The sequence below is a fragment of the Streptomyces sp. NPDC020884 genome (genome assembly GCF_044333935.1).
GTDB lineage: Bacteria > Actinomycetota > Actinomycetes > Streptomycetales > Streptomycetaceae > Streptomyces.
In genome coordinates, this window is record NZ_JBIRRY010000008.1 from 68,507 (window position 1) to 82,485 (window position 13,979).

Annotated in this window: 11 protein-coding genes; 4 read left to right on the plus strand and 7 right to left on the minus strand. The window is 71.9% G+C overall.

What is annotated here, in order from left to right:
• Nucleotides 1–49 precede the first annotated feature (49 nt).
• On the minus strand, nucleotides 50–1,240 hold the full coding sequence (locus ACH4UK_RS23880; RefSeq protein ID WP_398359357.1) for an ROK family transcriptional regulator: 1,191 nt from the start codon (nucleotides 1,238–1,240) through the stop codon (nucleotides 50–52).
• Nucleotides 1,241–1,397: 157 nt separating this feature from the next.
• On the opposite strand from ACH4UK_RS23880, the gene ACH4UK_RS23885 reads away from it, so the two are divergent.
• The 3 genes from ACH4UK_RS23885 (at nucleotide 1,398) to ACH4UK_RS23895 (ending at nucleotide 5,030) form a co-directional block, all read left to right on the plus strand.
• A complete protein-coding gene (locus ACH4UK_RS23885; RefSeq protein WP_398359359.1) occupies nucleotides 1,398–2,627 on the plus strand; it encodes an MFS transporter in 1,230 nt (409 codons plus the stop codon).
• A 166-nt stretch (nucleotides 2,628–2,793) separates the two neighbouring features.
• Nucleotides 2,794–4,230: a uracil-xanthine permease family protein gene (locus tag ACH4UK_RS23890; RefSeq protein WP_398359361.1), complete on the plus strand. Its 1,437-nt coding sequence runs from the start codon at nucleotides 2,794–2,796 to the stop codon at nucleotides 4,228–4,230.
• A gap of 89 nt (nucleotides 4,231–4,319) precedes the next feature.
• Nucleotides 4,320–5,030, plus strand: a complete 711-nt coding sequence (locus tag ACH4UK_RS23895) for a DUF5995 family protein (RefSeq protein WP_398359363.1) — start codon at nucleotides 4,320–4,322, stop codon at nucleotides 5,028–5,030.
• 28 nt (nucleotides 5,031–5,058) lie between these two features.
• On the opposite strand, the gene ACH4UK_RS23900 is transcribed toward ACH4UK_RS23895, so the two are convergent.
• From ACH4UK_RS23900 to ACH4UK_RS23920, 5 genes are all read right to left on the minus strand, one after another.
• A complete protein-coding gene (locus tag ACH4UK_RS23900; protein ID WP_398359365.1) occupies nucleotides 5,059–6,753 on the minus strand; it encodes a flavin monoamine oxidase family protein in 1,695 nt (564 codons plus the stop codon).
• Nucleotides 6,754–6,801: 48 nt separating this feature from the next.
• Entirely contained in the window at nucleotides 6,802–7,599 is a 798-nt protein-coding gene (locus ACH4UK_RS23905) for a carbon-nitrogen hydrolase family protein (protein ID WP_398359366.1), read from the minus strand.
• A gap of 206 nt (nucleotides 7,600–7,805) precedes the next feature.
• Nucleotides 7,806–8,264, minus strand: a complete 459-nt coding sequence (locus ACH4UK_RS23910; protein WP_398359368.1) for an Lrp/AsnC family transcriptional regulator — start codon at nucleotides 8,262–8,264, stop codon at nucleotides 7,806–7,808.
• 131 nt (nucleotides 8,265–8,395) lie between these two features.
• The gene (locus tag ACH4UK_RS23915; protein WP_398359369.1) at nucleotides 8,396–9,853 is read right to left on the minus strand and encodes an aldehyde dehydrogenase family protein; all 1,458 of its coding nucleotides are present in this window, start codon (nucleotides 9,851–9,853) and stop codon (nucleotides 8,396–8,398) included.
• Between the two features lie 174 nt (nucleotides 9,854–10,027).
• A complete protein-coding gene (locus ACH4UK_RS23920; protein WP_398359371.1) occupies nucleotides 10,028–11,494 on the minus strand; it encodes a GuaB1 family IMP dehydrogenase-related protein in 1,467 nt (488 codons plus the stop codon).
• Between the two features lie 298 nt (nucleotides 11,495–11,792).
• Here ACH4UK_RS23920 and ACH4UK_RS23925 point away from each other — a divergent pair, with 298 nt between their 5' ends.
• A complete protein-coding gene (locus tag ACH4UK_RS23925; protein WP_398359373.1) occupies nucleotides 11,793–12,869 on the plus strand; it encodes a terpene cyclase in 1,077 nt (358 codons plus the stop codon).
• Between the two features lie 66 nt (nucleotides 12,870–12,935).
• Here ACH4UK_RS23925 and ACH4UK_RS23930 read toward each other — a convergent pair whose 3' ends face one another.
• Entirely contained in the window at nucleotides 12,936–13,931 is a 996-nt protein-coding gene (locus ACH4UK_RS23930) for a sugar-binding transcriptional regulator (protein ID WP_398359375.1), read from the minus strand.
• Nucleotides 13,932–13,979: the final 48 nt, after the last annotated feature.

Here is a 13,979-nt window from a genome sequence, read left to right on the forward strand (position 1 = left end):
CATCCGCCGGCCGCCTGCCCTGCCGCCTGCCGAGCTCCGGGGCGGCCGGTCAGCCCTCCGGGGCGAACAGCGCGTCCTGCGCCGCGTCCCGGGCGGTGATCAGCGCCCCGCGCAGCACGGCCCCGTCGCCCAGCGAACCGGCGCGGACCTCGGTGCGCAGCGGCGACATCGCGGCCAGCCGCTCCTCGACCCGGGCGGCGAGCGCGGCCCCGCCCGCATGGCCGACGGCCCCCGCGAGCAGGACGCAGCCGGGGTCGAGGACCGAGACGACGGCGGCGGCCCCGAGGGCCAGCCGGTCGGCCAGCTCCTTCAGGAACGGCTCGCCCGACTCCCCCGCCTCCAGCGCGGCCCGCACGACGTCCACCGCGGCCTCCTCCTCGCGGCCTTCGGCCACCGCGCCGCGTTCCACGAGGCCGTGCCCGGCGGCGAGTTCGCACAGGGCGGCGGAGCCGGCCAGGGAGTGGAAGCCGCCGTCGCAGTTGACCGCCGAGGGCAGCCCGCTCACCCCGGGAACGGGCAGGAAGCCGATCTCCCCCGCGCCGCCGGACGCGCCCTGGCGCAGCTTGCCGTCCAGCATCACGGCGGCCCCGATCCCCTGGCCGAGCCAGAGCAGGACGAAGGTCTCCCGGTCGCGGGCCGCGCCCGCCCGGTGTTCCGCGACGGCCGCGAGGTTGGTCTCGTTCTCCACCAGGACGGCGGCGGGCAGCCGCCGCTGGAGCTCCCGCACCAGGCCCCGGTGCCAGGCCGGCAGGCCGGAGCTGTCGCGCAGCTCACCGGTGACCGGGTCGATCAGTCCCGGCGCGCCGACGCCGACGCTGTGCAGCGGCACGGATCCGGCCGCGCGGGCGGTGCGCTCCAGAAGGGCGACGGCCCGCTCGACGGCGGGTTCGGTGCCGGTGTCGCTGCCGATGGGCAGCGTGCCCTCGGCGAGCGTGGCTCCCAGCAGGTCGGCGACGACCACGCTGACGCTTCCGAGGCGCACGTCGAGCGCCGCGAGATGGGCCCGGTCGGCGACGATCCCGTACAGCTTGGCGTTGGGTCCCCGGCGGACGGCCCCGGACTCGCCCACGACCTGGATCAGCCCGGCCCCCCGGAGCCGCTCGACGAGGTCGGCGACGGTGGGGCGGGAGAGTCCGGTCAGCGTCTTGAGCTGGGTGGCCGTCAGCGGGCCGTCCTGCTGGAGCAGCCGCAGGGCGAGCCGGTCGTTGATGGCCCGAGCCGTGCTCGGTGATGCGGGCATACCGGGATCCTTCCAGATCGCTGCCCGCCGTTTCCCCGGCCGCGGGAAACGACTATTTATCAGGCAGGGTTCCTGATAGTTTACGCCCCGCATCGTCGCGCGGAGGCGCCGGGACGATGCGGCGATCCGAGCATTCTCAGGGGAGGAACCCGACGGCATGACGAACGACTCGACCGTCACGGTCTACAGCGCGGATCAGGTGAGGCGGGCCCGCTTCGCCGTCGCCGCGGTCTTCACCGTGCACGGGGCGGTGACCGGCAGCTTCGCGACCCGGGTGCCGTGGATCCAGGATCACGCCGGGGTGAGCGCGGGTCAGCTCGGCCTGGCGCTGGCCTTCCCGGCGATCGGCGCGTCGATCGCGATGCCGCTCGCCGGCCGGATCAGCCACCGGTTCGGTGCGCGGACGGCGCTGCGGGGGCTCCTGGCGCTGTGGACGCTGGCGCTGGTGATGCCCGCGCTCGCGCCGAACCTGCTCACCCTCTGCGCGGCGCTGTTCGTCTACGGGGCGACGGCGGGAATGTCCGACGTGGCCATGAACGCGCTGGGCGTCGAGGTGGAGAACCGTCTCGACAAGTCGATCATGTCGGGGCTGCACGGCATGTGGAGCGTGGGCGCGCTGATCGGTTCGGCGGCGGGCACGGTCGCGGCCCACACCGGGACCGACGCCCGGCTGCACCACGTGATCGCCGCGCTGGTGCTCACCGCGCTCGGGCTGATCGCCTGCCGGGGCGTCCTCGATCTCCAGAGCAGCCCGGACGAGGAGCCGCCGCCGCGGTTCACGCTGCCGCCGAAGTCGGCCCTGATCATCGGGGCGATCGGGTTCTGCGCGGTGTTCGCCGAGGGGGCGAGCCTGGACTGGTCGGCGGTCTACCTGCGGGACGTCCTGGACAGCTCCGACGGTCTCGCGGCGGCGTCCACCACGGCGTTCGCCCTGACGATGGCGGTGGCGCGGATCGCCGGGGACCGGATCGTCGACCGGTTCGGCGCGGTCCGCACGGTGCGGACCGGCGGACTGCTGGCCACCGGGGGCGGGGTGCTGGTCGTGTTCTCGTCCTCCCCGGCGGCCGCCCTGTGCGGCTTCGGGCTGCTGGGCCTCGGCGTGGCGGTCGTGGTCCCGCTGGCCTTCGCCGCGGCGGGGCGCAGCGGGCCGAACCCGAGCCAGGCCATCGCGGGCGTCGCCACCATCACGTACACCTCGGGGCTCATCGCCCCTTCCGCGATCGGCTCGCTGGCCGAGGCGACCTCGCTGGTGGTGTCGTTCGGCGTGGTGACGGTGCTGGCCTTCGGCCTGGTGCTGGGCGCGGGGGTGCTGCGATCGGCCGACCGCAAGGTCACCGGCTCGACGGCCGACGGCGGCGCGACGACGAAGAGCGCCGCCGGGAAGTGACCGGGACCGGGAGGGGACGGGGTGGGCGGCGGCGCGCGGCGGGTGACCTCCGCGCGGCCGCCACCCGCCGCACCACTACCATGGCGCTGATCTTTTCCGCAGGTGAACACCGAACGCCGGGTCGCAGACCGGCCGGCGCACCGAGCAGACCTTCAGGGAGCAACCAATGAGCCTCGGCGTGCGCTGGACCTTGCACGGCGACGGGAAGACACCGGCGCCCGGGGCGGTGGTGCGCCCCGACGAGCGGCTCTCCTGGCCCCGTACGTTCGGACTCGGCGCACAGCACGTGGTCGCGATGTTCGGGGCGTCGTTCGTCGCCCCGGTCCTGATGGGCCTCGACCCGAACCTCGCGATCATGATGTCCGGCGTCGCGACCGCGATCTTCCTGCTCGCGACCAAGGGCCGGGTGCCCAGCTATCTGGGCTGCTCGCTCTCCTTCGTCGGCGTGGCGGCCACGATCCGGGCGAGCGGCGGCGATGCCGCGACCATCACGGGTGCGGTGTTCGTGGTCGCGGTGGCCCTGTTCCTCGTGGGTCTCGCCGTGCAGCGGTTCGGCGCGCGGATCATCCACGCGGCGATGCCGCCGGTGGTGACGGGCGCGGTCGTGATGCTGATCGGCTTCAACCTGGCGCCGGTCACCGCTGCCACCTACTGGCCGCAGGACCAGTGGACGGCGCTCGCGGTGATGCTGTTCACCGGCCTCGCGGTGGTGTGTCTGCGCGGGTTCCTCTCCCGGATCGCGATCTTCCTGGGGCTGGTCTTCGGGTACGTGCTGTCCTGGGTCCTGGACCTGGTGTTCGGCAGGATCAACTCCCCGCTGGGCGGTGGCGCCGCCACCGACCACTGGCGGCTGGACCTGTCCGCCGTCGGCTCGGCCGACTGGATCGGGCTGCCGTCCTTCCACGCGCCGAGCTTCGAGTGGTCCGCGATCCTGGTGGCACTGCCCGTGGTGATCGCGCTGGTCGCGGAGAACGCCGGGCATGTGAAGGCCGTGGGCGAGATGACCGGGGACTCGCTGGACGACAAGCTCGGCACCGCCATCGCGGCGGACGGCGCGGCGTCGATGCTCTCCACCGCCGTGGGCGGGCCGCCCAACACCACGTACTCCGAGAACATCGGCGTGATGGCCGCGACCCGCGTCTACTCCACCGCGGCGTACTGGGCGGCGGCCTGTTTCGCGCTGCTCTTCGGCCTGTGCCCGAAGTTCGGCGCGGTCGTCGCCGCGATCCCGGGCGGGGTGCTCGGCGGGATCACCGTGATCCTGTACGGGATGATCGGCCTGCTCGGCGCCCAGATCTGGCTCAACGGCCGGGTGGACCTGCGCAATCCGCTCAATCTGGTGCCGGCCGCCGCGGGCATCATCATCGGCGTCGGCGGAGTCAGCCTGAAGATCACCGACAACTTCGAGCTGGGCGGCATCGCGCTCGGCACGATCGTCGTGATCACCGGCTACCACGTGCTGCGGGCCTTCGCCCCGGCCCACCTCAAGACGCAGGCACCGTTGCTGGACTCCGGCACCTCCGCGTACGACGAGAGCGCGGGCGACAAGGGTGCGGGCGACGGGGGCACGGGCGACAAGGGCCCAGGACCCGGCACGTCCTGACCCGGCGGCCGGGGCCCGCTGTTCGTCCGTTCCGATGAAACTCCGGCCGGTCGACGCCGTGGCGAGCCCCCGGCTGGGACGCTGCGCGCATGACGCAGATCGAGCAGTTCACGGTCCCGGCCGGCGCCGGCGACGTGCCGAGGGGCGACTCCCCCGTGATCGGACGCCTGCGGGAACTTCGTTCCCGGTGGCCGTCCGGGGACGGGGTGGCGGTCTTCCACGAGGTCTATCTGGAGGTCGTCGAGAGGGCGGACCCGGACCTCGGGAGGGGTGGCTTCGACGACCGGGAGGCCGCCGCCCTGCTGGGCGTGCGCTGCGCGGAGCGCTATCTGTGGGCCATGGAGACGGCGACGGCGGGCGGCCGTCCGCCGGAGTGCTGGCGTCCGCTGTTCCAGTACCGCCGCCATCCCGGCGTGCGCCCGCCGCAGTTCGCGCTGAGCGGTCTGCAGGCGCACATCGGGCACGACCTGGTCCTGGCGCTGGTGGACACCTGTCGTGAGCTCGGCTGTGCTCCGCCGGACCTGGAAGGGGAGTTCGAGCGCGTGGGCGATCTCCTCGCGTTGCTGGAGGAGCGGATCCACGACGCCCTGATGCCGGGCCCCGATCTCCTGGAGATCGGGGACCCGCTGACCCACCTGGTGAGCTGCTGGAGCCTGGAGCGGGCCCGCGAGGCGGCCTGGACCGCGGCCAGGGCGCTCTGGCGGCTGCGCGGATTCCCTGCGCTGGCCGAGGAGTTCAGGCAGCGGACCGACGCGGGCGCGGGTCTGGTGGGGCGTTTCCTGCTCACGCCCTGCCGCTGACGCCCGCGTCGGTGTGCCGTCCTGCCGGTCAGTCCTCCGGGAGTTCCACCGGGGCGATCTCGTCGAAGACGTCGCCGGGGCCGGGGTTGGTCGCGTCGGTCGCCCCGCCGAACTGGTGCATGACGCCCCACACGGCGTTCAGCGCGGTCTGCACGGCGCCCTCGGCCCAGCCGGCCGTCCAGGAGATGTCGTCGCCCGCCAGGAACAGGCCCCGCTTGTCGGCGGGCAGCCCGTCCTGCATGAAGTGGGTGAACAGTCGCCGCTGGTAGCGGTAGTGGCCGGGCAGGTTCGCCTTGAACGCCCCCATGAAGTAGGGCTCGTTCTCCCAGGAGACGGTCACCGGGTTGCCGATGACGTGGCCCCGGATGTCGACGTTCGGGTAGATCTCCCCGAGCGACTTGAGCATGACGTCCATGCGCTCCTTCGGGGAGAGCGGCAGCCACTTCAGACTGTCGTCGCACCAGGTGTAGGAGAGGCAGATGACGGCGGGCTTGTCCGGGCCGTCGTCCAGGAGGTAGGTCCCCCGGGTCATCCGGTCGGTGAGCGTCATCGACAGGGTGTCGCGGCCGGTGGTCTCGTCCTTGTCCAGCCAGAACGGCCGGTCGACCGGCACGAACAGCTTGGACGACTCCATGTAGTGGGTGCGCTCCATCGCCGTCCAGTGGTCGATCGGGAAGAGCGCGTCATCGCAGTCGATCTTGGAGAGCAGCAGCCAGGACTGGCCGGTGAAGACGGCGGCCCGGAAGGTGCGGATGTCGCCGGTGGCGTCGGTGACGGTGATGCGGTTGCCCGCGGTACGGGTCAGCCGGGTCACCGCGCCGCGCGGCTCGCCGTCGTGCAGGGAGGACAGCGAGGTGCCCAGCGGCCAGTGGACGATCTTCTGCGGCTCGCGGTCCCACAGGCGCAGCGGGAGCTGCTGACTGCCGCCGACGATGCCGCGGTGGTGGTCGTCGGCCTCGGTGTAGACGACCCGCAGGATCTCCAGGATGGAGTTGGGGAAGTCGGTGTCCCAGCCGCCGGTGCCGAAGCCGACCTGGCCGAAGATCTCGCGGTGCCGGAAGGACTTGAAGGCCTCGGACTCGCAGAGGAACCCGTAGAAGGTCTGGTTGTCGAGCCGCTCGACGAGCTGCGACCAGATCTCCCGGATGCGCGGGACGTCGCGCTCGCGCAGCGCCCGGTTCATGTCGGAGAAGTCGGCGCCCTCCTCCAGACAGGCGCTCCAGGCCTCGGCCACGTCGCGGTAGACCTGCGGCAGATCGTCGATGGTCTCGGCGTAGTGCGACTCGCCCTTGAGGTCCACGACGGTCGAGGGCGTGGCCGGGGAGAGCGGGTTGGGGAAGGGCTGCGTTTCCAGGCCCACCAGGTCGATGTAGTGCTGGAGCGCCGTGGAGGACGGCGGGAAGCGCATCGCGCCCATCTCGGCGGTGAGCGAGGGGTCGCAGCCGTCGAAGCCGACGGTGCGCAGCCGACCGCCGATCCGGTCGGCCTCGTAGACGACGGGCTTGAGGCCCATCTTCATCAGCTCGTACGCGGCGATGATCCCGGAGAGCCCGCCGCCGATGACGGCGACCTCCTGGCCGTGCTCGGTCGCCGGTATCTGGCCGAGGCCCGCCGGGTGGGCGAGGAAGTCGTCGTACGCGTACGGGAAGTCCGGCCCGAACATGGTGATCGGCGGGGCGGCCGCGTCGGCGTGCTGGACGGCGTTGGGCACCGTGGACGTCATGGGGTACGGACTCCTTGCGCGATAACAGGGGGAAGCAGCGGTGGAGGCTCAGCCGAGGGAGCCGTACAGACCGGGGCGGCGGTCGTGCAGGTAGGGGTTGGCGGCGCGGGACGCGGCCAGGAACTCCGGGTCCACCTCGCCGACGACGAGCTCCTCGCCGCGGCCGGCGCGGGTGCGCACGGTGCCGTCGGGGCCGGCCAGACAGCTGAGCCCGACGAACTCGAACGCGCCTTCCGGGCCGGTGCGGTTGACGTACGCCACGTACATCTGGCTCTCGAAGGCCCGTACGGGGACGACGGATTCGGCGACGAACTGGAAGGGGTGCATCTGCGCGGTGGGCACCAGCAGCAGATCGGTGCCGGCCAGGGCGTGCGCCCGTACGTTCTCCGGGAACTCGACGTCGTAGCAGATCAGCAGGCCGATCCGGAGGCCGTCCAGCTCGGCCTGGACGACCGGCTGGTCGCCGGGGGTGAACCACTCCTGCTCGAAGCAGCCGAAGAGGTGGGTCTTGCGGTAGTTCGCGAGGCGCCCGCCGTCGGGGCCGATGAGCTGGGACGCGTTGAAGATCCGCTCCCCCTCGCGCTCCGGGTAGCCGTACAGGACGGCGAGGCCGTGGCGTACGGCGATCTCGGCGACGGCCTCGGCGCCGGGGCCGTCGGCCGGCTCGGCCAGTACCGGCACGGCGTCGCCGATCGCGTATCCGGTGAGGAACAGCTCGGGCGAGACCAGCAGGCGGGCCCCCGCGTCGGCGGCCCGTGCGGCGGCCTCGTCGAGCACCTTCAGGTTCTCGGCGACGGCGCCCGGCCGTCCGGAACTCTGGAGCAGGGCGGTACGCAACGACGGCATGGCTGACCTCGGGCGGTGCGGGCGGGGTGGGAGACGTATCGAAGGTACGCGGCCCCGATCGGCCCGGACAAGGCGCGAGTGTTGCGCATCGACCGTTGATTCGTTGCGTGCGAAGGGGCCCTGGCGGCGAATCGTTGCGCCGGGAATCTCCGCAGGTCAGCGGGGTGACGCGGGCCACAGCTCCCCGGCCTGTCCGACGGACGGTCCTAGGCGGGCGGCGCCTCCGCCGAGTACCTGCGCAGCAGGGGCGAGAGCACCAGGACGGACTTCGTCCGCTCGACGTACGGCTCCCCCGCGATCCGTTCCAGGACCTGTTCGAAGTGGCGCATGTCGGCGGCGAAGACCTGCACCACGGCGTCCGCCTCCCCGGTCACCGTGGAGGCCGAGGCGACCTCCGGGTAGCGGGCGAGGCCCTGCTTGATGGACTCCGGGGAGGTGTTGCGGCTGCAGTAGATCTCGATGAACCCCTCGGTCTCCCAGCCGAGCGCCGCCGGGTCGACCCGCACGGTGAATCCGGTGATCGCGCCGTCGGCCCGCAGCCGGTCGACGCGGCGTTTCACGGCGGGGGCGGAGAGGCCGATGCGCGCGCCGATGTCGGCGTAGGAGCGCCGGGCGTCTTCGGCGAGGGCGTGGACGATGCGTTCGTCGAGGTCGTTCAGGCGCACGTCGGGCGGTTCACTTCTCTGCGGTGGGTCGGCTGCTGGGGACGGGAGGCGGACGGTGCCGCCTCCCGCGGTAGTCGCAGTAGACCATGAGCCGCCGTCGCGGGCGTGCTCGGCGCAGTGGAGGCGGCCGGTCAGAAGGGGAACTGCGAGCGGCCGTGCTGGATGGAGATCCACTTCTGGGTGGTGAAGGCCTCGATCATCGAGTCGCCGTTCAGCCGGCCCAGGCCCGAGCTCTTCTCGCCTCCGAAGGGGACGATCGGCTCGTCGTGGATGGTGCCGTCGTTGATGTGGATCATGCCGGTGTGGATGAGCTGCCCGACCCGCACGCCGCGCTCGAGGTTGCCGGTGTGGACCGCGCCGCTGAGCCCGTACGGGGTGTCGTTGGCGATGCGGACGGCCTCGTCCTCGCCGTCGAAGGGGATCAGCAGGGCGACGGGGCCGAAGATCTCCTGGTGCAGGACGGGCGAGTCGGCGGCGAGGCCGGTCAGCACGGAGGGGCTGACGAGGTTGCCGTCGGCGCGGCCGTGCAGGAGGGCCGTCGCCCCGGCCGCCACGGTCTGGTCGACGAGCTTGGAGACGGACTCGGCCTGCGAGGAGTTGATCAGCGGGCCGATCTGGGTGGCCGGGTCGGCGGGGTCGCCGACGGTGAGCGAGGCGACCTTGGCGACGAACTTCTCGGTGAACTCCGCCTCGACGGCGCGGTCGACGAGGATGCGGTTGGCGGCCATGCAGACCTGGCCCTGGTGGACGTACCGGCTGAAGACCGCGGCGTCGACGGCGTAGTCCACGTCGGCGTCGTCGAGCACGATCAGGGCGCTGTTGCCGCCGAGTTCGAGGACGGCGCGCTTGAGGTTCTGGGCGCAGACGGTGGCGACGTGGCGGCCGACCTTGTCCGAGCCGGTGAAGGAGATGACCTGCGGCACGGGGTGCTCCAGCAGGGTGTCGCCGATCTCCGCGATGTCGGTGATCACGACGTTCAGCAGCCCGGCGGGCAGCCCGGCGTCCTCGAAGACCTTGGCCAGCAGGGTGCCGCCGCAGATCGGGGTGTTCTGGTGCGGCTTGAGGACGACGGCGTTGCCGAGGGCCAGCGCGGGCGCGACGGACTTGAGGGAGAGCAGGAAGGGGAAGTTGAACGGGCTGATCACGCCGACGACCCCGACGGGCACCCGGTAGACGCGGTTCTCCTTGCCCTCGGTCGGCGAGGGCAGGATCTGTCCGTCCGGGCGCAGGGCCAGCTGGATCGCCTCGCGGAGGAACTCCTTGGCCAGGTGCAGTTCGAAGCCGGCCTTCAGCCGGGTGCCGCCGAGCTCGGCGACGATCGCCTCGCCGATCTCCGGCTCGCGCTCCTCGACGATGCGCAGCGCCTTCTCCAGGACGGCCCGCCTGCTGTACGGGTTGGTGTCCGCCCACGCCTGCTGGGCGCGCTCGGCGGCGCGGTAGGCCTGGTCGACCTCCTCGGCGGTGGCGACCGGGATCGAGGCGAGCTTCTCCCCGTCGAACGGGTTGAAGTCGATGATGTCCCAGGACCCCTTACCCGGCCTCCACTCGCCGTCGATGTACTGGTGGGCCAGGTCAGTGAAGAAGGACATGAGATCCCTTACCGCAGAGAGGCAGGTAGCTGAGTGCGCCTCATATTACTTAATTTTCAACAGAGTTGAAGCGGCTCCCCGGCCACCTCCGGGGGCCCGGAAACACCCCTGCCCCCTCCGGCGCGCCAGAGACGAAGTACCGGAGGGGGCAGGGGTGTTGAGGCGAATCAGGGATCAACTCCAGCTGGCGTGCAGCGGCTTGCCCTCGGCGTAACCGGCGGCACTCTGCACGCCGACGACCGCCTTCTCGGCGAACTCCGCGAGGGAGCCCGCACCGGCGTAGGTGCAGGAGGAACGGACTCCCGCGATGATCGAGTCGATGAGGTCCTCGACGCCCGGACGGGTCGGGTCGAGGAACATCCGCGAGGTGGAGATGCCCTCCTCGAAGAGCGCCTTGCGGGCACGGTCGTACGCGGACTCGTCCGAGGTGCGGTTCTTCACCGCGCGGGCCGAGGCCATCCCGAAGGACTCCTTGTAGAAGCGGCCGTCGGCGGACTGCTGGAGGTCGCCGGGCGACTCGTACGTCCCCGCGAACCAGGAGCCGATCATCACGTTGGACGCGCCGGCGGCGAGCGCCATCGCGACGTCGCGCGGGTGCCGGACGCCGCCGTCGGCCCAGACGTGCTTGCCGTGCTTCTTCGCCTCGGCGGCGCACTCCAGGACGGCGGAGAACTGCGGGCGGCCGACGCCGGTCATCATCCGGGTGGTGCACATGGCGCCGGGGCCGACGCCGACCTTGATGATGTCCGCGCCCGCCTCGATGAGGTCGCGCACGCCCTCGGCGGCGACGATGTTGCCCGCGACGATCGGCACCCGCGGGTCGAGCGCCCGGACCGCCCGGACGGCGCTGATCATGGATTCCTGGTGGCCGTGGGCGGTGTCCACGACCAGGACGTCGGCGCCCGCGTCCAGGAGCTGCTTGGCCTTGCCGGCCACGTCGCCGTTGATGCCGACGGCGGCCGCGATGCGCAGCTTGCCCCCGGCGTCGGTGGCGGGGGTGTAGAGCGTGGCGCGCAGGGCGGCCTTGCGGGTGAGGATGCCGACGAGGCGTCCTTGCGCGTCGACCGCGGGGGCGAGCTTGCGGTTGGCGCCGTCGAGCTTGTTGAAGGCGTCGCGCGGGTCGATGTCCGCGTCGAGCAGCACCAGGTCCTTGGACATGACCTCGGAGAGCTGGGTGAAGCGGTCGACGCCGGTGAGGTCGTGGTCGGTGACGACGCCCACGGGACGCCGGTCGGCGTCGACGACGACGCCCGCGCCGTGGGCGCGCTTGGGCAGCAGCGACAGCGCGTCGGCGACGGTCTGGCCGGGGGCCAGCTCGATCGGGGTGTCGAGGACGAGGTGGCGCGTCTTGACCCAGGAGATGACGTCGGCGACGACCTCGATCGGGATGTCCTGGGGGATGACGACGAGGCCACCGCGACGGGCGATGGTTTCGGCCATCCGGCGGCCCGCGACGGCGGTCATGTTGGCGACCACGAGCGGGATGGTGGTGCCGGTTCCGTCGGGCGACGAGAGGTCCACCCCCTGCCGGGAGCCGACCGCGGAGCGGCCCGGGACCATGAAGACGTCGTCGTACGTGAGGTCGTACGGGACCGCGGGGGACTCTGTGTAGCGACCGGTGCCCGGCTCAAGAAAACGCATAACACTCATTTTTTCATACGAAACGGTGCAGGTCGTTTCCACGAAGACACAGCAAAGGACCCCCGCGTTCGTCTGTTCCTCCGAAGAGGCGGCCGGGGGCTCCGGGCAAGTGGAACCTGCCTTACCCACGGACCCTACCCGAACGGGATTCGAATCATTCGTGATCACCATACCTGGACCGGGTGACAAAGGGTCAGGTAGCTTCAAACCCGCAGGTCTCGGGGGTGTCCGAAGCGTCGATCCGGCTCATCGGCCCCCCTGGGCACACCGTGTGACCGGAGAGGATCCAGATCCGCCCGTGGACAGCGAACTGCCGGACATCTACTGCCCGTTCCCGCAGCGGATCAACCCGCACGTGGGACACACCCGGGGGCATCTGGACGCCTGGACCAGACGGACGGGGCTGGTCCACCGCGAGTCCGCGAGGAACCGGTTCGAACAAGCCGATTTCGGGTCGTTCGTCGGCATGGTCCACCCGACGGCCGACGAGGAACATCTCGATCTGGTGGCCGACTGGTTCGTCTGGCTCTTCCTGGTCGACGACCAGCTCGACGACGGCCACCTCGGGCGTTCACCCGACCGGGTGAGAGATGTGGTCGACCGGATGCGCGCGGTCGTCGACGGCTCGGCCCCCGAGCCGCTGCCGGGGGAAGAGGTCCCGGCCGCCCTGACCGCCCTGACCGACCTGTGGGAACGTACGACGCCGAACACGGCCCCGCACTGGCGGACCCGGTTCGCCTGGCACCTGGTCACCTACCTCACGACCGCCACGACCTGGGAGGCGGGAAACCGCGCCGGGAACGTGGTGCCGTCGGAGGACACGTACATCGCCAAGCGGCGGCACACCGGGGCGATCCACGTCTGCATGGACCTCATAGAGATCGTGGCGGGCATCGAGGCCCCGGAGTCGCTCCACAACGACCCCCGCTTCATCACCGCCCTGGAAGCCGCGTGCAACCACGTGTGCTGGGCCAACGACGTGTACTCCTTCGAGAAGGAGCAGGTGCTCGGCGAGATCCACAACCTCGTCCACCTGGTCCGCCACCACCGGGGCTTCGGCGAGCAGCAGGCGCTGGACCATGTCGCGGAGCGGCTGGCGAGGGAGACCGAACGCTTCCTGACCGCCGAGGACGAGCTGCTGGAGCTGTATCCGGAGCTGTCCGGGCTGCTGGTGCCCTACCTCGACGGGATGCGGAGCTGGATGCGCGGCAACCTGGACTGGTCGCGCCGGACGCCGCGCTACAACTCCGCCGACGTGGGCCAGTACGAGGAGCCGGAGGAGTATCTGGAGGAGACCGTGCTGGGCGTCCCGCCCGCGCGCACCGAGGCCGGCGCCCCTGCCCCGTGCACGGCCAAGGCCCCTCCCGCGGGCTGAGCACGCGACGCGCCGGGGGCCGGACACCCTGTGCGGTGTCCGGCCCCCGGCGCGTTCCTGTCGGTGTCACTCCCCGTCGGGGTCCGCCCGCTCCAGCGCCGGGCGATCGCCCGCGGCGGACTCGGTGAGCAGGTAGTCGGCCGCGGCGGTGTCCGTCACCAGGCTGGTGACCAGGCCCGAGCGCAGCACCGCGCCGATCGCCGCCGCCTTGCGCTGGCCGCCCGCGATGGCGACCACCTCGGGGATCCGGCGCAGCCGGTCCGCCTCCACGGTGATGCAGCGCTCGCCCAGGTCGCGGCCGACCCGGCGGCCGTCGGAGTCGAAGAGGTGCGCGGACATCTCGGCGGCGACGCCGAGCGAGGCGTAGTGGGCGCGCTCCTCGTCCGAGAGCATGTCGTGGACGGTGGAGATGCCCGGCTCCCAGGAACCGATGGAGACGGCGGCGACCGTCACCTTGTCGAAGTACTCGAAGGCGCGGGCGATGCCCGTCTGGTCGCGCAGCGCGGCGGCCGTCGCGGGGTCGGGCAGCAGCATCGGGGCGTAGATGGGGTGCGCCTCGCCGCCGGAGACCTGAGCGGCCCGGCGGACCGCCTCGACCGAGCCGCGCTCGGCGGTGCCCGCGTCGTAGACGCCGGTCAGCTGGACGACCGTGCACGGCGGGAGCCGGTCGAGGGCCGCCGCCATGTGGATGGTGGAGCGGCCCCAGGCCAGGCCGAGCACATCGCCCTCGGCCACCAGCTCGCCGAGGAGGTCGGCCGCGACCTCGCCCAGATTCTCCGGGTCGGGGGCGTCCTCCTGCTCCTCTGCCGGGGACTCGACGACCACCGCGTGCCGCAGCCCGTAGCGGGCGCGCAGAGCGTCGGAGCGTTCGGCGTCCAGCTCGGCCGGGACCCGGATCTCGATGCGTACGAGATCGCGTTCGAGGGCGGTCTCCAGGACCCGGGCCACCTTGAAGCGGCTCACGCCAAACTCCTCGGCGATCTGGATCTTGGACTTGCCCTCCAGGTAGAACCGGCGGGCCATGGCCGCCGCCTGCACCAGCTCCGCGGGTCCCATCCGCATGGCTGACCGACCCGCCGAGATGCCAGACACCGCGATCTCCTCACTGCT